Origin of the sequence: Plebeiibacterium sediminum, from assembly GCF_026013605.1 — a bacterium.
In the GTDB taxonomy this organism is placed as follows: Bacteria; Bacteroidota; Bacteroidia; order Bacteroidales; family Marinilabiliaceae; genus Saccharicrinis; species Saccharicrinis sediminus.
In genome coordinates, this window is record NZ_JAPDPJ010000005.1 from 141,227 (window position 1) to 161,312 (window position 20,086).

The following is a 20,086-nucleotide window of genomic DNA, read 5'->3' on the forward strand; positions in this document are numbered from 1 at the left end:
TTTTCTAAAATCTGGTGATTAGTTTTAAGTTCAATCGCCTTGAAGTAAGATAATTGGGGACTGCATATTGCGTGTTGTTTACATCAGTTACCCAAAAATAAGATATGGTATTATCTATATCAAACAGGTTGAAGACTTCTAATCCGATCCAGATATTTTTAAAAGTACCAGACTTTTTATCCGGATGTAATTGAGAGCCTGTAATTTCTTTTGAAAAGCCAATGTCTACTCTTCTGTAGGCAGGCATTCTGTTGGTGGCTTTATATCTTTCGGAGTTTGGAGGACCAAAGGGTAATCCGCTTCCATAAATTAAATTCAGGTTGACTTTAAAAGATGGATTGTTTCTTAAATAATCCTGAAACATCAGACTAAAATTAAACCTTTGATCAGAAGGACGTGGGATATAACCAGGAAATACATTTTGTCCATTGCTGTTTGTATAGTGATCCCCTTTAATATCTTCTTCGGTTTGCATTATAGATAGACTGGCCCAGGATTCAATTCCTTTCACAAATTCTCCGTTTACTTTCATGTCCAATCCGGCAGCATAACCTTCGGCATTGTTTTTAGCTGAATACCTTATTCTCACGTTATCAATTTGATAAGGATTCAGGTGTTTCATCTTTTTATAATAGAGTTCGGTTGAGAATTTAAAAGGACGTTCCCATGCATTAAAATAGTAATCGAAACCAGTAACAAAATGGATGGATTGCTGGGCTTTTATGTTGGTATTGATACCTTCTCCCTGCGATCGGTATTCTTTATAAAACGGACTTTGATAATATAATCCGGAAGCAAATTTAAAACTAAAGTCATGCTCCCATTCAGGAGTGTACAGCAGACTCATTCTTGGACTCAATAAAAACTCATCATTGAAATCCCAATAATTGGCTCGTACTCCTATGGCCAAATCTAAAGAACCATTATTTAATTCGAAGTTTCTGTTTTCCTGAATAAATCCAGTAAATCTGTTCGACTCAATTTTATTTTCATCGTTATATGCATACGATAGGGTTAAAGCTTCATCGTTTAAGGGAATGTTGTAATCCGCAGAATCTCTTAATTCCCATTCATTAATAATGTCGGAGAATCTTTCGTATTGATATTTAGCCTCCCATTCAATGTTGTTGGCTCCCAGGCGGTGATTACCCCTAAACGCAATATTAGTTATAGCCCCAAATAAATAGTTTCGGGCATGCTCAAGGTAACTGCCTACACCAATATCTTCAGCTTCGTTATAAACTATATCACCACTTTCATTGGTTTCGCCCAGATCTTGAAGCCAGTATTGTCCCAAAATATCAAAAGTCTCATCTTCTGAAGTTCTGTACCCGGAGGCCACAACTTTAAAATTGTTATTGTTATCTGGCGAAAAGTCCAGAGAAACAGCCCCAAATCCGGTCATAAATAAATCTTCTTCCTGACCTTCAAAGTAAATTCTAAGTTTTCTAACTTCACTTATGGTTCCAAATGTTGTTTCCCTGTCAACAGGCTCAAAATTATAACTGTTCCTCGAAATGTTTCCTAAAAAACCTAATCTCCATTTTTCGTTGATGCGATAAGTTAAGTAGGTTTGGATGTCTAAAAAGTTGGGCTGGTAATCTCCGGAAACATCCATGGAACCAACCAGGTATTTATTGGTTTTGTATCTTACTCCAGTAATATGAGTGAACTTGCCGCTTTTGTTTGCACCTTCTATATGAGCATTAGCTCCTAAAAGACTTCCGGAAGCACTACCTGCAAATTCTGTTGGATGTTTGTATTTAATGTCTAATACAGATGACATTTTATCTCCGTATCGGGCATCAAAGCCCCCGGCAGAAAAGCGAATATCTGAAACTAATTCAGGATTGACAAAACTAAGACCTTCCTGCTGACCTGCACGTACTAAAAAAGGGCGATACACCTCTATGTCATTTACATAAACCAGGTTTTCATCAAAATTACCTCCACGAACACGATATTGAGAGCTTAACTCGTTATTTGAAGTCACTCCCATTTGTGTTTTAACCAGGGCTTCTATGCTTCCTCCTGTTGCGTCAGGAAGGTTGGCCGCTATCTTTGAGTCAATAGCAGTAAAGTTTTGGTTGGTTCTTTCTTTGGCTTTAACATTAACCTCCTCAATGGTTTCTTGTTTTTCTGTTAAAACAATCTGCAGGTTTTTAGCATTCTCAAAATTACTTAAAACAACTTCTTTATGGTTGTAGCCAATGCTACTGAATATTAATGTAATGGGAGGAGTCTGGTTTACTGAAATACTAAAGTTTCCATTTGCATCAGTTACGGTTCCTCCAGGCAATCCTTTAATTGAAACATTAACCAATTCAAGTCTTTTTTGCTCAGATGAAGAAACAGTCCCTTTAATCTCGGTTTTATTTTGTCCGAAAAGAGAAGTAGAAAGAAGTACTACCGCAAATAATATATATAGCTGTTTATGCATTTAATTCAATGTATTATAGGCTAACAAAAGTAACGAACCCTTTGGATTAATGAAAACCAATTGTGGATTCATTAAAAAAACGATAGTTTTATGTTTTTATTACAGGTATAAAGATTAATCCTAATTTACATTAAATCGTATTTAAGCTGCTTCTGGAAATGATTTAATGAGAGTTTGAGTTTATATGGCGTGCATTAAGTTTGTCAATTATCTTTATACTTATGTTTTTATACTGGTTTTGAAATGAAAAAAATACTTGTAATGCATCAGATTCCAACTTGTGGTTTTGATGAGTTAGCAGATGATTTTGAAATTATTTTCCCTAAGGGAGATAAGTTTACAGAAGAAGAGTTGGAGAAACATATAGCCGAAATTGATGCTATTGTGTCAATTTTTGGACATAAGTTGACGCACGATATTATTGATAAGGCAACTCATCTTAAGTTGATTGCAAATTTTGGAGTAGGCTATGATAATATTGATATTCCTTATGTTACGTCAAAAGGTATAGTTGTTACCAATACGCCTGATCCTGTAACTGAGCCAACAGCAGAATTAGCCATGGGTTTGATGGTTGCTTTGAGCAGAAAGATTGGTTTTTTGAATAACCAACTTCGAAAGCCTGAAGGTGTTATAACCGGAGTGATGAAAAATTTAAGTACCACACTCACCGGAAAAACATTGGGAATTATAGGTATGGGTGCCATAGGTCAGGCCCTAGCACGAAGAGCTGTAGCCTTTGGAATGCGCATTATCTATTATAACCGTAATAAACTTTCTCAACAAATTGAAGAACAATATCAGGCTGCCAGGTTTGAATTTTCTGAATTATTGCAGCAGGCTGATGTGGTTTCGTTAAATTGTCCCTTAACACCAGAAACACATCACTTGATAGGTGAAAAGGAGTTTAAGTTAATGAAGGATTCAGCATATATAATTAATACAGCACGAGGTCCGGTTATCAATGAAAAGGAATTGATTGAAGCATTGGAAAATAAAGAAATAGCAGGTGCGGGATTAGATGTTTATGAAAATGAGCCTTATATACCCACAGAACTATTGGCTATGAATAATGTGGTTTTAACGCCTCATACAGGAACTGCAACTCTTGAAACAAGGGAAGAAATGAGTAGGCTTGTTAGCGAAATTATTCGTAACTTTTTTAATGGAACTTTAAATAACTATATCGTCAATAGATAGATTGTTGTTTATAAATTAGGATAAAACGTTATTATAATTATCGTTTTAGGTAGAACTTAAGAAACAAATTTAAAACACATCGTCGTAAATAAATTTAATCAGATGAAGAAGATACTTGTATTTAGTAACAGAAATTCTGCACGATCTCAGATGTTACAAGGTTGGTTATCGTATTATTTAAAAGATAAAGCAGAGGTGGAAAGTGCAGGTAAGCATATTGAGCCTATTCATATGTTGGCTCAAAAAGCCATGATGGAGTCTGTGATTGATATTAATAAATATAAGTCGAAGAATATCTCAGAGTTTAAAAACGAGATTTTTGACTATATGATTATTGTGGATCATACGCAGGCCGACGATATTGTTTTAGCTCATGAACCAGGTGTAGTTATCGTTCACCCATTTGATAATCCGGGCTTAGCCGAAGGAACTGATATGGATAAACTGAAAGCATACCGCGAAATTTGCAATGAAATAGAGGATTACGCCATGGAATTTGCAATGAAGTATTTTAATTTACTTCAATAGTGTGTAAATGAGGCTATTTTTTTATTTTAGTCTTTATTTTCAAAAATATAATACATATTATAGAAATGGTTGAGCAGAAGATTATTCGTTTACCAGAATTCAGAAGAGGATTTCATTTGATTACTAATGTGATAGAGTCGCATCTTGATTTGCCTGACAAAGGAATACTTAATTTATTCGTGCAACATACTTCAGCCGGATTAACCATTAATGAAAATGCCGATCCTTCAGTGCGACATGATTTTGAAACAATTTTAAATAAGATAGTGCCTGAGGGTTGCGAGGAATATACACATACCTTGGAAGGGTGTGATGATATGCCAGCTCATGTTAAGTCAAGTTTAATGAGCCCGTCCATTACAATTCCAATTACCAATGGCAGATTAAATATGGGTACCTGGCAAGGTATTTATTTTTGTGAGTTCCGCAATTTTGGAGGACATCGCAATATTGTAGCAACTATTTATTCGTAATTTTTATACCCACTTAAAAACAGCTGTATTCAGTCTTTACGTTTTAAGGCTGAATATTTTTAATAATTAATTAATAACAAATTTATGAAAGCCAAATTTTTAGCCCTGTGTGCATTTATTGCATGCTTGTCATTAAATGCGCAGAAGCCTGAGAAAGTTAAGTTTGATGGATATTATAAGAATATTCCGGAGTATAATTTAAATATAGATGGATATACTTTACAAACAGAGTTTGACAAATATATTCAAGATCTGTTTGCTGAAAAGAATCTGGATTTATGTATTAAAGGATTTGAAAAGGGAGGAGAAGATTTAAAATTATACTTCTCTGTAAAAGAACCTGAAATTGAAGTTCGAATTGATAAAGGTACACAGAATATAGATGGTAAAACTTATACGAATTATACTGCAGTTGTATCAGCTTCTTCTGAATCAAAACTATTGATGATCAATAAGGACGGGTTTCCGGTAAAAGAAATAATTTTAGAGCCAAACCTTAAGTCAATAGAAAAGAAAGGATTTCCTGTAACAAGTAAAGCGGCAGCCGAGGAAGAAGCAAAAAAAATCCAGAAAGAAAATGCCTCCAAAATCAAAAAGGCGTATGCCCTTGGTTTATTTAAAGTTTACCAAAGTAAACTGGATGATTTATACGGAGAATTTAATCAGTCGTTTAGATATCGTGTATTTGAAATTAAAGCCAAAAAGTTTGACTATACTGAATTTAACAATGCCACTCAGGAGTTTGTACAAGCAGATAGCGTTTACAATATAAATTCAGAAGATAATCAAACTAAAATCCATGATGCAATTAATATCTGGAAAAAATATGCTGATGAATATACTCCTGGTAAAAAGAATAAAATATGTGATTTAAATATTGATGAGATCAATTTTAACATAGCCATGGGGTATCTTGCTTTAGGTGATGTAAATAATCTTGAGGCATATTGGAATAAATGTTTGCAAATTAGTGGAAATAAAACAGTAGAATTTTATTCAAAAGATGATGTTGAGAATATGATTCAAAACCTGGCTCTAAGTGTTGAAAATAAAGATAAACCAATGCAGCCTCTTGATAACTATATTGCTAAAGAGAATTATAATACCCAGTTATTTTTGAATAGTATTTTTAGTGCATATTTACAATCGAAGTGGCGGGACTCTTATTTGACGATACATTATTTTCCAGCACAGCCTCAATTGTTAAAAACAGCAACTATTACCAAAAACTATTATGAAAAATCCCATGAATATTTAAATATGAACTATACAAGATTCGGGAACATCAGTTCTCTGACTTATCGTACAGAGAAAGGTTATTACCCGGATAAAACCTATCGTTATACATTTGAGTATTGTAATGATGGTATATCAAAAGTATTAATGAATGGAAATAGGGTTGTTTTTTCAGTAGGATATTATTTGGGAAATATTAGTAGCGTGGTTTGGAATATTAGTGATAGTAAGTCTATTACTTTTTCATTTGAAAACGAAGCTCCAGGTCATATTAATGTGCAAACAACTTATGCCGAAGGAAGTAAACGAGTTGAAGGTGACAATAAAGATTATATAGAATATGATGAGAATTATAATGTTGTGGCTTTTCATTTAATGGATAGTGATTGCGATAATCAGGGGTATGATAAATATGGCAACGTAAATTCGTGGACTTTCACAAACCCTAATAATGATCAAACAGCTACGGTTTCATTTGATCTTAATTTGGATGCTAAAGGAAATGCTGTAAAAATTAATAGTGATCAGGATTACTCTGTAGATGCTTCTTACGAATATCAATTCTAAAAAATAATTAAATACAAACCTCCATTTTCATTTTAGAGAATGAAGTGCGAATGGAGGTTAGTGTTGTTTTTCTGTAATAAGAAAACTAAAACAGAATTTACTTCCCTTATTAATTTCTGAATTCAGTTGAATGGAGCCACCCATCATTTCAACAAATTCTTTTACTATGGATAAACCTAATCCAATACCTCCTCTGGTTGAATTTTCAATATCAACCTGCTGAAATCTTTCAAAGATCTTCAGCTGATCTTTTTCCGATATTCCAATACCACTATCTTCAACAAAAAATTCTACATATTGCTCTCTTCTGTTGTATCCAAAATTAACATATCCCTTGTCTGTATATTTTAAGGCGTTTTTAATTAAGTTGTAGCAGATCTGTTCTAGTTTAATTTTGTCTGTATACAGTACTATAATTGTTGGATCTAGTTTTAACTCCAGCGTTAAATTTTTATCATGGGCCTCTTTTTCAAAGAACAAATACATCTCTTTAAAAAAGTCTGTTAGTTTTATTTCTGAACAATGCAATTCAACTGTTCCTGATTCTATTCTGGATATGTTAACCAAATCATCAATTAAGTGAACCATCCTTTGGCTGCTGTTGTCAATTAAATCAAGATATAGTTTTTGTTCGTCAGTTTCTAAATCTCCTTCCTGAAGTATAGTGGTAAAACCAACAATTCCATTCATAGGAGTTCTGATTTCATGACTCAGATTTGCTAAAAATGCAGTTTTTAATTTATTGCTTTCTTCTGCTTTAATTTTTGAAAGTCTAAGTTGTTCGTTTGTCTTTAAAAGTTTATTTCTGATTTTTCTGAGCTTCTTGTTTTTACGTTTTATTTCAGACTCCACTTTTTTGCTTTTGCGGTATAAATAGCTCAAAGCCATTACCACAACCAACAAGGAAACAATGATAATAATAAGCGTTGATACTTGTTTTTTATAGGTTTGCCAAAACGATGTGGGTTTATTAAGAACAACGCTGTCTTTGGGAATACTTGACAATGGGATGTTAAACTCTTTCAGTTTGTTGTAATCAAATTTGTATAAAATAGGACTTCCTGAAACTTTAATGCTGTCTGTGGGTTCTCCGTTTAATATTCTTACTGCAATTTTTGCAGCTTCTGCACCCTGATAAAAAGGGGTAGTTATTTTTCCTCCAACCACACCTTGTCCAACAACATCCCAAATGCAATACAGCGGACAAGAAGTGTTCGACGAAATAAAATCAATACTTTCTTCACTGGAAATAAATTGGCCGTTTGGCAAGCGCATGTATATGGCCCAGATTATAGCTGTGTTTTCTTTAAGGTTATGTAAGTAGGTTCTGAGTTGTTCTGGTTTTTCATTGATGAGGTAGTCAATACTTAATGTACCATTATGAGCAGCTTCAGCTCTTTTCATTCGGGCAGTTAATGCTTTACCAGATTCTGTGACATCAGAAATAAATGCAATATGATTAACCGAGGGATGCAGTTTTTGAATTAATTTCAGATTTGCAGGGATATCAAAACTTTCATATACGCCGCTGTATAATTTATGGTTTTCAGTTCTGTTAGAATGATAATCTACCACTCCACAAAATGAAACCGGCACATTAAGAAATAGCTGATCGCGATATAAGAGCATAAAATTAAGCGCATTATCATCACAGGCTAAAATTACATCAATGTTAACATTTTTATATTTGTGAAAGTAAATATCTCTAAGTTGGGTGTAATACAATGAATCCGAGCAGCGTTTGGTATCCATGTATTCTACATACAATTCATAAGTATGCTTGTCTTTCAATTCTGAAAATACTCCCGACATAATATCATCAGCCCAATGATAATTTTGATGATATGCATTTAAAATGAGTACGTTTTTTTTAGTTTGGTGATACGAAAAATCGGTATAATGAACTTCCTGTTGCTTAGCGAGCGCATAACATCGATTCGCAGAGAGTCCACTGAAAACAAAAATTGATATTAATAAATATAATTTCAAGTCTTATACCTTTTATAATATGATTGCTTGGGCAATTAAAAATTTACTGTTAGACTATGTCTTAGGTTTAAATATTTATCTGGTTACAAGATAGATATATTCTAAGTAAAAGTGCTATTTACAATAAATTTGTAATATATGTAAATAATTCTGTAGTATTTGGTAAAATAATATCAGCGCCTTCGTTAGCTAATATTTCATCGTCTAAAACTCCTGTATTAACAGCTATTGTAGTAATACCAGCAGCCTTAGCGGATCTAACTCCTAGTGGTGCGTTTTCAACAACCATACATTCTTCGGCAGTAAAACCAGATCCTGCAACTGCTTTAAGATATGGTTCGGGGTGAGGCTTACCGTTTGTAACATTTTTTGCGCTGATGATTTGCTGAGGATTAATGCCAAAATCATTATTCAGCTTATCCAATAATGTGGGTTGTTTCGATCCGGTTACTACCCAAATTTCAAGTCCTCTCTCTTTTAAAAACTGGATGAGGTCATACATCATTGGCATCTTTTCGGCTTTTGGAGCCAGACCCATTAATCGTACTTTTTCATTATAAACACGCTCTTTATCTTCCGGAGTAGCTTCTTTGTTTAAGTATTCTTTAAATGCGTAACCAATGGTGTCATGTCCGGTTCTTCCTTCGTGCATATACGCCTCGTAGGCAGGAAAATCAATGCCTTCAGGTTTAAAACATCCTTGCCATGTCGATTCATGATTCTTCATTGAATCATATAAAACGCCATCCATATCAAAAATTACACACTTTAAATTACTTGGAATAATAGAACTACTCATCTTTGTTTGAGAATTTTTACGAAAACAAAACAGGGGTGGAACTGCTTTTAGATTAATAAACAGGCACAAAGGAAATGAAAAATCAATAAGAATTCTAATTTTTAATGTTAGGTTTTCATAAAAAGAACTAGTACGATTTCTTTGAAAGTATTGATTAGACTATTAAAAGTATAGACTTGCAAAAGTTTATTATTTTTGAGGCTCAAAATACTTCACTTATGATTCCTATTAAGATATCTTCTGAAATTCAGTCAAAATTACCTACGCTTACTTTGGGTTGCATTGAGGCAAAAGTTAAAGTAGCTCCAGGTTCTGAAGCATTGAATACCTGGATTGAAAAACAGTTGGACCAAATAAAAGTGGCACTAACACCTGAAACAATCAGGCAAATGCATACTGTAAAAGCAACAAAAGATGCTTATCGAGTGTTGGGTAAAGATCCTAACAGATATCGCCCGGCAGCGGAATCATTAATGCGACGAATTGCCAATGGAAAGGGATTGTACCAGATTTCGAATGTGGTTGATGTTTTAAACTACATTTCGATAAAAACTGGGTATTCAATTTGTGGTTACGATTCTAGTTTAATTAATGGTGAGGTGGTTCTGGGAATAGGAGAAGAAGGAGAACCTTATGAAGGAATAGGACGTGGAACAGTTAATATTGAGTTGTTACCTGTTTTTAGAGATGAGTCAGGTGCCTTTGGAACACCTACAAGTGACTCGGTCAGGACAATGATTTCTGAGAAGACTCAAAATATCTTATTCATATTTATTGGTTTTGCAGGTAAAGATGAACTGGACTCCGTATTGTTGGAAACCCAAAAGCTGCTGATTGAATATGCAGGAGCTGAGGAAGTTGAAACTTATTTTATTTAAAAATTGATTATGATAGAGGTTTGTGCGTTGGCATCGGGGAGTAATGGAAATTGCTATTATATTGGAAATGATAAAGAGGCTGTATTGATTGATGCAGGAATCAGCAGGCGCCAGATAGTGGATCGGATGAAAGAAAAGAGTCTGGATCCATCTAAAATAAAAGCCGTTTTTATATCTCATGAACATTCAGATCATTACCGGGGAGCAAAGGTTTTGAGCAAAAAACTCAACATTCCGATTTATATGACTAAAGAAACGCATGAGAAAAGCTATTTTACCATGCGTCCTACTAATGTTATTACTTTTAATCCCGGAGAGACGGTTGAAATAGGCGGCATTAGTATTCATTCGTTTTCAAAACAGCATGATGCCATTGAACCAGTTAGTTTTAGGGTAGAGTATAACGGTAAAAATATTGGAGTAATGACTGATATTGGAGCCGCCTGCGATAATGTTAAGTTACATTTGAGTAAATGTGATTTCTTATTTCTGGAGTCCAATTATGATGTGAACATGCTTGAAACCGGGAAGTATCCATATTACCTAAAACAGCGCGTAGCAGGAGATCAAGGTCACCTTTCCAATGAGCAGGCAAAGGAGCTGGTTGAAGCACATGCAGGAGAGCATCTGAAAACGATATATCTATCGCATATATCAGAGGATAATAATAGGGGTGAAATTGCTTTAGATACTTTTAAACATTTGATGGATCGATATTCAATTAAATTAACGTCGAGATATGCTGCTTGTGGAGTGGAGAAGTTTTGATGTATTTTTTTCGTAAATTGATATCCTTATGTAAGCATTCTTAAATCAGGAATGAATCGATTTATCCATTAAATATTAATCAGATGAGGATTTTAAAAGATGAAGCAGTAGCTGTTTGTGTTGATATTCAGGAACGATTGTTTCCTCATATTCATGATCATGAACAACTTAAAAAAAATAGTGAAATATTAGTTCAGGGACTTAAACTTCTTAATGTACCCATTATTGTCACTGAGCAATATAAGAAAGGTTTAGGTGATACTATTGAAGGCATTAAAGAAATGGTGGTTACGTATCCCACATTTGAAAAAACAGCATTTAGTTGTTGCGATGATGCCCCATTTTCGCACAAATTAGAAGAAGGAAGCTTTAAAAAGTTCGTGATTTTATTTGGTATAGAGGCTCATGTTTGTTTAATGCAAACGGCTATTGATTTAAAGGCCAAAGGACATCAACCTGTAATTATTGAGGATTGTGTTGGATCCAGAAATCCTGAAAACAAAAGAATAGCTATTAATAGAATGATTCATGAGGGTGTTATCGTAACCAGCTATGAGTCTGTTTTGTTTGAATTGTGTCGCTATGCAGGTTCTGATACGTTTAAAGCTGTATCAAAATTGGTAAAGTAGAGATATCATCATTTCAAAGAGATATGGGAAGGTCTGTTTTATACTTTCTGATGTCTCTTTTTATATAAAAAAATCAATAATGCGAAAAGTATATGGTCTGGGAGAGACTGTTTTAGATATTATATTCAAAGATATTCAACCCGTTTCAGCGAAACCCGGAGGTTCTGTTTTAAACGCTATGGTTTCACTTGCTCGTTTGGGGCATTCGGTAAGTTTTATTAGCGAGCTGGGAAATGATAAAGTGGGAGAACTGGTTGTTAAGTTTTTAAAAGATAATAATATTGATAGTACTTATCTTCAAAGATATGAAGATGCTCAAAGTGCTTTGGCTTTAGCGTTTTTAAATGAAAAGAATGATGCAGAGTACGATTTTTATAAAAATTACCCGGAAGAGAGATTAAATATAGACTTGCCGGATTTTCAAAAGGATGATATTTTTCTTTTCGGTTCCTTTTATGCTATTGATTCAAGGCTAAGATCAAATATACTCCGGATCGTGCAACATGCTATTAGCAAGGGATGTATTGTGATGTATGATCCAAACTTCAGAAAAAGTCATGCTAAAGATTTGGATCAGTTATTAAAATATGTGCTTAATAATATTACATCTGCAGATATTGTAAGAGGTAGTGATGAGGACTTTGCAAATATATTTGGAGCAAAAACTTCTGAAGATGCCTATAGGTTAGTTAGTGATCGTTGTATGAATATGGTGTATACAGCCAATGCCAATGGTGTTTATTTACATACAAATCAATTGGAAGAAAAATATGAAGTGAACCAAATTGAGTCAGTTAGCACTATTGGTGCAGGCGATAATTTTAATGCGGGAATTATTCATTCCATTTTAAAGCAGGGAATATTAAAACAAGATTTGAAGAATTTAACTAAAACTCAGTGGAATAATATTATTGAAAGCGGAATTCAATTGTCAGCAGAGGTATGCATGAGTTTAGATAATTATATTTCAAGGTAACTTATGTGGAGTAAATGTTAGTTTAATAAATTATTTCAAGTGCCTGATCGAAAAATAATTTAGGAAAATCCCAGTAGTCGTGCATTTTTCCAGTTTTCTTAAGCTTCCTGAAAATTCGTTCCCCATTACTGAAATTTTTAGAGGGATATTCCCAGAAGCATTTAAGGTGATTAAGAATCTGGCCTTCTGCATAGCCAAACTCTAAGAGGTTTTGATAAAATGCATCATGAAGATTTTGTAATTTTTTTAGAAAAAATCCAGAAGATTGTTCTTCTTCAGAAAGTAAAAGTGGATTTGTTAATAATCCTCTTCCAAGCATCCAGCCTTTTGCATCATTAAATGAACTCTGTTTTTCTTTTAAATCCTCAATTGTGTTGATGTCACCATTTCCAATTATATCTCCTTGCCAAATGTTCAATACTTTTTCAAAAAGGCTCCAGTCTGGCTCACCCTTGTATTTCTGAATACCTATGCGTGGATGTAAAATCAATTCATGAATAGGAAAATCATTTAAAACCTGAATAACAGAAAAAATATCCATAGGATCCTGCCATCCAAGTCTGCTTTTAATAGAAAGCTTTATGGGAATTTGTTTGTTGTAGAATTCATCCAGCATTTGTTTAATTTCATCAGCATAGGGTAGTAAACCGGATCCTAAATGTCTGTTGGCAACCATAGGAAAAGGGCAGCCTATGTTTAGGTTCATCTCCTTAAAGCCACGATTAAGCATTTCTTGTGCAAAAGTAGCCAGATCTTTGCTGTTATTGGTTAACACTTGCGGAATTAAGCAAATGGAATAGTCGGCTTTAAGCTGACTCTCAAATTCAAAAATACCCTGCTTGTTAATCCTGTAAAAAGGCGTAAAATATTTATCAATCCCTCCAATCTGAGAATGAAAAGCCAGGTAATAAGGTAAAGTGGTATAACTTTGTAATGGAGCGAAGTATATCAATGTTGAAACCTAATGAAAATAAAAGCAGATCCGTAAAACTGCTTTTAATAATTGAATCTATTTCCCAAAGCTACGGATTTTAATAGCACAAATTTAAGAATAATTAGCTATCTGTCTTTTATTTAGCGCGTAATATTTTGCTATTTTTGCAAAAAAATAAATTGAAACGAGCCATTAGAATCGAGAGATGGACGAAGTCAAAAACATTTCTCACAGGAGGATGTTTATTTCTGGCAAGTACCATATGGCAAAAGGAAGTGAAAATAAACCTATGAATAAATACTTAGATCCCCTGGGAGCAGCATGTCTGGATTTTATGTTGGGAGACAAATCAGCTCAAATCACCGTTCAGTCAAATATAGTTGAAGATGATGTTTTACCGGTAGAATATCTTTTTCGTTCATTTAAAGATATGCCTGACCTTGAACGAAAGGCCTTAACAATAAGTACAGGAAAAATTCTGGATGTAGGTGCCGGTGCCGGCAGCCATGCTTTATACCTGCAGCAAAGTAATAAAGAAGTTTATGCCAATGAAATTAGTCCTGCAGCTTGTGATGTAATGCGCAAGAGAGGAGTGAAAAATATTCTGGAGCAGGATTTCTATCTACTCCCTGAAGATGACAAATACGATACTATTTTAATGCTGATGAATGGCATTGGGATAGCAGGAGATACCAGTAATCTCGAAAAGTTTTTTGATAAAGTGAAGCGATTACTAAACCCTGGAGGTAGTTTAATCGTAGACTCCAGTGATATACGATATCTTTTTGAAGATGATGATGGTAGTATTCTGATTAATCTTAATGATGATTATTACGGTGAAATCAGCTATAGAATGATTTATAAAGATATAAAAGGCGCATCCTTTAAATGGTTGTTTATTGATGATGAATTGCTAAAGTTTTATGCAGAGAAGAGTGGATTGAAGATGGAGAAAGTCGCAGAGGGATTGCATTATGACTATTTGGCTAAACTAACTGTAAAGTAAAACGCCTTCTATCAAATATCTTAAGCTATTCATAAATTGTCTGCATAATGTAGGCTTTAAATTTTAACTAAAACGTTACTTTTGTTGTTGTTAGTCAAATGTTTATGTTGAGTTTTTGATCGGGTTGATTTGATAATAGTAAGTTTTGATATGATATAAAATATATAGATATGAAAAAAATATATACGTTATTTTTGTTTCTAAGTCTTTACATTGTTGGGTTTGGGCAGAGTTATACTTCAGGGTATCCAACTGTAACAAATATAGGATATACTTATTGTACTTTGGAAACAAGTATAAATGCAGATAACTATGTTACATCATTTGTTGTATTGCCGTCATCTGTTTCAGCACCAACAATGCAAAATGTTCTTGATTGGTCATATTCAGGAGTAGATGGAAATGGTAATCCTCTTGTTTCTGGTACATATGGAGATATACAGCCAACGGGTAGGTTTGGTCCGGTATCAACAGCAAATGAAATTTATACTTTTGATGTTTCTAATTTATCTGGAGATACTGACTATACTGTGTATTTGGTGTCAACAACTGATTGGTTGGTTACTTCAGCTATTGAAGCAGCAAATCCCACTCAAATACAACTTAGAACCTCTGCTGATTATGTTCAGGGATATCCTTTTGTTAATAATATTACATCAACCACTTGTGATATTTATACTAATATTGATGCTCCGCTTTATGAAACTTCGTTTGTTATATTATCAGCAACAGATCCTGTTCCATCCATTCAAAATGTTTTAGACTGGTCATATGATGGTAATGGAGGGTCTTTGCCGTCAGGAACCTATGGAGATATTCAACCTCTTAATAGGGGAAATATTAATTCGATAGATAATACAGAATATTATATATCAGCATCGAATCTAAGCCCAAATACTAGTTATGTTGTATATATAGTTTCTTCAACAGATTGGTCTTCAGGTACGGCTATAGAAACATCTGTACCGACTCAAATCCCGTTTTCAACAATTGCAGTCGCAACAACACCGGTTATAAATACATATACTCCAGTTCAAAATGCTACAGGTGTAAGTATTAATCCATCTCTACAAATAACTTTTGATCAGGATGTTCAGTTTATTGCTCCAACATTAGAATATAAAATATTTTTACGTCAGGGAGGAAATGTAATTGATGAATTTATCGTTTCGCCAGGATATGTAGATGGTAATCTAACTTTTGATGGAGATCAGTTGACTTCAGATCGCCTGACCATAACTCCTTACACGACTCTTGATCCAAATACAGAGTATAATGTAATTATTCCGAGTGGTTTAATAGAGTCTTTAACGGGGATGCCCTTTAATGGTATTACGTCTTCAACGGGTTGGCGTTTTTGGACTGCAGTAGAACCCATATGGGCCATAGGATATCCACAGGTAAGAAATCTAACTTCCACTTCAGTTGATATGGTTGGTCAAACAGATAAAACAGGGACGTATTATTATGTGGTAACAGCAAATGCTAATGCTCCTACAGCAGCTCAAATTAAAGCTGGTTTAGATGAAACCGGAATTGCCACTGTGTATACCAGTGGATCTGGGGCAATGACAAATAATACAGAATTTGTTCAGGCAATAGATATCTCAGATAGTGACTTGTACCTTGCTGGTAATACGTATTATGTTCATGTTATTGTAACAGAAAATGTAGATTTATTGGATTCGTCAGTTGAAACAACAAGTTTTACAACACTAATAAGTTCTTCTCCAATAACCACATTGACTCCCGTTGATGGAACAACAGGTGTTAGTATTGAATCAGATATCCAAGTATTATATGATCAACCTGTTCGTAATACAGATGCTTCTGAAATTACAAATTTAAATGTTACATCATTAATTACACTCGAAACCGGTGGTGTTGGAATACCTTATACAGCAACGATAAGTACTGATAAAACATTAATAACTATCGTTCCAGATTCAAACCTACCATCTAATACTGTTATTGATGTTTCTATAGCTGCAGTTGAAGGTATGGATGGTTCTGAGCAAACAGAATCTCAGAATAGTTCTTTTACAACAGATGTGTTTTTTACATGGACAGGCGCTGTATCAAATGTATATACTGATATAAATAACTGGTTGGATAATAATTATGCTAGTGGTAAGAGTGTGATCATACCTGCAACAGGTACATCACCTGTCATAGTTAGCCAGTTTAATGAGGCCAATAATGTTATTGTTGAAGCTGGAGCTACTTTAACTATTGCAAGTGGGGGTGAGTTAACTGTTAGTAATTTGTTTGAATTGCAATCGTCTTTAGATCCTGTTGTAGGGAATGCAAATTTAATGCTAGATGGGAGCTTAAATACAGATGGGGCAACCGTACATGTGCAACAAAAAATTGGTGGACCTGTAAATGGAGTAAGAGAGTCTGTGTATGTATCAAGTCCGGTTAGTGGTGCAACCATGGCAAATTCAGATATCTCATATGCTTTATATAGAAGAAATGCCCAAGCCGTGCAGTGGGAATCAATGGGAGCATCAGAAGTAATGCAACCGGGAATTGGCTATTTAGCTTATGGTTTTACTGGAGAAACAATCAATTTTTCAGGAAATATCAATAATTCAGAAGTTGGACCGATAGCAACGTATTTTACTACATCCCCATTAAATTATGGTTGGAATTTAGTAGGCAATCCATTCCCTTGTAGTATTGATTGGGAATATCTATCTCAAAACGGATACATATCTAATTTAGACGATGAATTTTATATTTATAACGATGATGTAGAGATTTATGGTGTTTATAATACAGCGGGTAGCGAGCCTAGATATGTAAATCTAAATAATACAAACCCAGGTCATATTCCTTCGTGTCATTCATTTTGGGTGCAGGTTTCTATCGGGCAAACAGATGGAATGATCACGTTTCCTAGAGAATCAAGAGTAGATACACATACTTCTTATTTAAAAAATTCTAAAGTAATTGAATCTCAGCAATTGAGATTTGTTGGTGAAAATTCAAATGGACTTAAAGATGAATTGTTGATTACATTTGATTCAGAAGCTGCAGATGATGATGACTTATTAGATTCTGAAAAGCGTTTTTCAGGCAATAATGCATTATTACAGTTATATACTGAGCATTCCAATAAAGATTATGTGATTGATTCATATAACAATTATGAAGGTGGTAAAATTATTGGATTGTCATATCAAACAGGTGGAGCAGGTACTTATAAAATTAAATTGTCAGAACAGGTTAATTTTCACAAGAATGCAGTGGTGAAGCTTGAGGATGTAATCACTGGCGATCTTACCGAATTAAATGTTGGTGATGAGTACGAGTTTAATACAGAAGCAGGATCTTATAATAATCGTTTTGTTTTACATATTATCCCTAATATAACAACAGATATAAACACTCAGCAAACTGGAGCAATCAATATTTATAGTGCAAATGAAGTTGTTTATATTGATGTTCCTGTATTAACTAAGCCATATTATGAATTTTTTGATGTTTCAGGAAAGTTATTACAATCAGGAAATCTGTCTTCTGATTCATTAAATAAAATAGTTTCAAAATCATCCGGTTTAATAATTGTAAAGGTGATAGGAAAAGAACGTACGTATACACAAAAAGTAATTGTAAAAAAATAGTATATTTGTTCTGCGTATGGAGAAGAAAATATATTTAAAACCGGAATTAGAAGTTACTCCTATAGATAATAATATATCTTTAGTGATGATGACAGACTATGAAAATCCTCCTACAGAACCACTAGGGAATGTAGAGGTGGAAAAAACTACTATTGCACCAACTCAACAAAATCCGTATGATGAAAATGTTTTTCAATAATATACAAAGCCATCAATTTTTGATGGCTTTTTTATTTTAAATAAGTCATGTCACACTTGTCTTAAATATAAGATCTATTGTATATTTGCAGCCTGAAATAAAAATAGTTACTGTGGGTAGATCAAGAAATAGAAAACCTCTTTTTGAAGGTGTTGAAATAATAGATGTGGCAGCTGAGGGTAAAGCCCTGGCAAAGATTGATGAAAAAGTTCTTTTTGTGCAAAATGCTGTTCCTGGCGATATTGTGGATGTGCAGGTAAACAAAAAAAGAAAGAATTTTTATGAGGGTTATGTTACCCAATATCATAAGTACTCAGATATTAGAGTAGAGCCTTTTTGTGAGCATTTTGGAACCTGTGGAGGCTGTAAATGGCAAGCTTTACCTTATTCGCAACAATTGGTCTATAAACAGCGCGAAGTAGAGAATAATCTTAAGCGTATTGGTAAGGTGGATTTACCAGAAGTACAGACCATATTAGCTTCAAAAAAAGACCAGTTTTACAGAAATAAACTTGAGTTTACCTTTTCAAACAAGAGATGGTTGGCTAACAGTGAAATGGAAATTGCAGAAGATTCCAAGGATAGATATGGATTGGGATTTCATGTGCCAAGAATGTTTGATAAGGTAATTGATGTAAAAAAATGCTACCTGCAGGATGAGCCATCAAATAGTATCAGGTTAGCAATTAAAGCGTATGCGCTTGAAAATGGCTTGACCTTCTTTGATATCCGAAATCATGAAGGATTTTTACGTACTTTAATCATTCGTACAACATCAACAGGTGAAGTGATGGTAATCGTTTCTTTTTACCATGAAGATGTTGAGAAACGAGAAGGATTATTGAATCACTTAAACAAAAAGTTTCCGGAAATAACTTCATTACTATATGTGATAAACTCAAAGGCAAATGATACCATTGGTGATCAGGATATTATTTGTTTTAAAGGAAAAGAGTTTATTGAAGAAGAGATGGAAGGATTGAAATTCCGTATCGGACCAAAATCTTTTTATCAAACCAATTCGGAACAAGCCTATGAACTTTATAAAGTAACAAGAGCGTTTGCAGACTTATCAGGAGATGAGGTTGTATACGACCTTTATACAGGTACTGGTACCATTGCTAATTTTGTGGCTTCAAAGGCTAAAAAAGTAGTGGGTATTGAATATGTGCCAGAGGCCATTGAGGATGCTAAAATAAATTCAGAAAATAATAGTATTACTAATACTGTATTTTATGCGGGAGACATGAAGGATATCCTAAATGAGGAATTTATAAAAACAAATGGTCAGCCGGATGTAATGATTGTAGATCCACCTCGAGCAGGTATGCATGAAGATGTGGTAAAAACCATTTTAAAAACAAATGTTCCAAAAATAGTTTATGTAAGTTGTAATTCTGCAACACAGGCTCGCGATCTTAATCTGTTAGATGAAAAATATAAGGTTGAAAAAATTCAGCCGGTAGATATGTTTCCACATACACACCACGTTGAAAATGTAGTGCTATTATCTATTAAATAGTAATCAACTTAAGATTTAGCGCACAGATAAAAATTAACACGTGTCACTCATAACATGGCTATCGGGTTCAATATTCATTTAGATACGCGTAGCCATAATTTTTTGTCCCGGATATGTTTTTGTAGGGTTTTAAAATTAAAATCTTGCAAAAATATATTCTGGATTTGTTTTGGGTAAAATAGTTGTAAACGTAAATATTTCGGACTGTTCCAGGGTTACTATAAACCTCAGTTCGATTCTTAAATCGCAGTATATCAATGAAATAATCGAAAATAAAATCATGTAATATTTTGAAATAAAAATGGATTTTGCT

The 20,086-nt window shown here is 33.9% G+C and carries 16 protein-coding genes; 12 read left to right on the top strand and 4 right to left on the bottom strand.

Going from position 1 to position 20,086, the window contains the following annotated elements:
• Positions 1-4 precede the first annotated feature (4 nt).
• On the bottom strand, positions 5-2,440 hold the full coding sequence (locus tag OM075_RS04530) for a TonB-dependent receptor (RefSeq protein WP_301189287.1): 2,436 nt from the start codon (positions 2,438-2,440) through the stop codon (positions 5-7).
• 243 nt (positions 2,441-2,683) lie between these two features.
• Here OM075_RS04530 and OM075_RS04535 point away from each other — a divergent pair, with 243 nt between their 5' ends.
• The 4 genes from OM075_RS04535 (at position 2,684) to OM075_RS04550 (ending at position 6,444) form a co-directional block, all read left to right on the top strand.
• Positions 2,684-3,640: an NAD(P)-dependent oxidoreductase gene (locus tag OM075_RS04535; protein ID WP_301189288.1), complete on the top strand. Its 957-nt coding sequence runs from the start codon at positions 2,684-2,686 to the stop codon at positions 3,638-3,640.
• A gap of 102 nt (positions 3,641-3,742) precedes the next feature.
• A complete protein-coding gene (locus OM075_RS04540) occupies positions 3,743-4,168 on the top strand; it encodes an arsenate reductase/protein-tyrosine-phosphatase family protein (RefSeq protein ID WP_301189289.1) in 426 nt (141 codons plus the stop codon).
• A gap of 65 nt (positions 4,169-4,233) precedes the next feature.
• The gene (locus tag OM075_RS04545) at positions 4,234-4,641 is read left to right on the top strand and encodes a secondary thiamine-phosphate synthase enzyme YjbQ (RefSeq protein WP_301189290.1); all 408 of its coding nucleotides are present in this window, start codon (positions 4,234-4,236) and stop codon (positions 4,639-4,641) included.
• An 84-nt stretch (positions 4,642-4,725) separates the two neighbouring features.
• On the top strand, positions 4,726-6,444 hold the full coding sequence (locus OM075_RS04550; protein WP_301189291.1) for a hypothetical protein: 1,719 nt from the start codon (positions 4,726-4,728) through the stop codon (positions 6,442-6,444).
• Positions 6,445-6,501: 57 nt separating this feature from the next.
• Here the strand turns inward: OM075_RS04550 and OM075_RS04555 are convergent, their stop codons facing one another.
• The gene (locus OM075_RS04555; RefSeq protein WP_301189292.1) at positions 6,502-8,433 is read right to left on the bottom strand and encodes an ABC transporter substrate binding protein; all 1,932 of its coding nucleotides are present in this window, start codon (positions 8,431-8,433) and stop codon (positions 6,502-6,504) included.
• 118 nt (positions 8,434-8,551) lie between these two features.
• Complete coding sequence (locus tag OM075_RS04560; RefSeq protein ID WP_301189293.1) at positions 8,552-9,232, bottom strand: inorganic diphosphatase; 681 nt, start codon at positions 9,230-9,232, stop codon at positions 8,552-8,554.
• A gap of 176 nt (positions 9,233-9,408) precedes the next feature.
• Between OM075_RS04560 and OM075_RS04565 the strand changes: the two genes are divergently transcribed.
• The 4 genes from OM075_RS04565 to OM075_RS04580 all read left to right on the top strand — a co-directional run bounded on the left by OM075_RS04565 (position 9,409) and on the right by OM075_RS04580 (position 12,483).
• Entirely contained in the window at positions 9,409-10,110 is a 702-nt protein-coding gene (locus tag OM075_RS04565) for a B3/B4 domain-containing protein (protein ID WP_301189294.1), read from the top strand.
• 9 nt (positions 10,111-10,119) lie between these two features.
• Entirely contained in the window at positions 10,120-10,878 is a 759-nt protein-coding gene (locus tag OM075_RS04570) for an MBL fold metallo-hydrolase (RefSeq protein WP_301189295.1), read from the top strand.
• A gap of 83 nt (positions 10,879-10,961) precedes the next feature.
• Positions 10,962-11,507: a hydrolase gene (locus tag OM075_RS04575; protein ID WP_301189296.1), complete on the top strand. Its 546-nt coding sequence runs from the start codon at positions 10,962-10,964 to the stop codon at positions 11,505-11,507.
• Positions 11,508-11,586: 79 nt separating this feature from the next.
• Positions 11,587-12,483 carry a carbohydrate kinase family protein gene (locus OM075_RS04580; RefSeq protein WP_301189297.1) on the top strand — a complete coding sequence of 299 codons (897 nt, stop codon included), beginning with the start codon at positions 11,587-11,589 and terminating at the stop codon, positions 12,481-12,483.
• Positions 12,484-12,505: 22 nt separating this feature from the next.
• Here OM075_RS04580 and OM075_RS04585 read toward each other — a convergent pair whose 3' ends face one another.
• Positions 12,506-13,435, bottom strand: coding sequence for a tRNA-dihydrouridine synthase family protein (locus tag OM075_RS04585; RefSeq protein ID WP_301189298.1), 930 nt, complete (start codon positions 13,433-13,435; stop codon positions 12,506-12,508).
• A gap of 187 nt (positions 13,436-13,622) precedes the next feature.
• Here OM075_RS04585 and OM075_RS04590 point away from each other — a divergent pair, with 187 nt between their 5' ends.
• The 4 genes from OM075_RS04590 (at position 13,623) to rlmD (ending at position 19,773) form a co-directional block, all read left to right on the top strand.
• Entirely contained in the window at positions 13,623-14,423 is an 801-nt protein-coding gene (locus OM075_RS04590; RefSeq protein ID WP_301189299.1) for a class I SAM-dependent methyltransferase, read from the top strand.
• A 170-nt stretch (positions 14,424-14,593) separates the two neighbouring features.
• Complete coding sequence (locus OM075_RS04595) at positions 14,594-18,052, top strand: DUF8693 domain-containing protein (protein WP_301189300.1); 3,459 nt, start codon at positions 14,594-14,596, stop codon at positions 18,050-18,052.
• A gap of 16 nt (positions 18,053-18,068) precedes the next feature.
• Positions 18,069-18,251 (top strand): hypothetical protein, encoded by a 183-nt coding sequence (locus OM075_RS04600; RefSeq protein ID WP_301189301.1) that lies wholly within the window; start codon positions 18,069-18,071, stop codon positions 18,249-18,251.
• A 112-nt stretch (positions 18,252-18,363) separates the two neighbouring features.
• Complete coding sequence (gene rlmD, locus OM075_RS04605) at positions 18,364-19,773, top strand: 23S rRNA (uracil(1939)-C(5))-methyltransferase RlmD (protein ID WP_301189302.1); 1,410 nt, start codon at positions 18,364-18,366, stop codon at positions 19,771-19,773.
• The last annotated feature ends 313 nt before the right edge of the window (positions 19,774-20,086 follow it).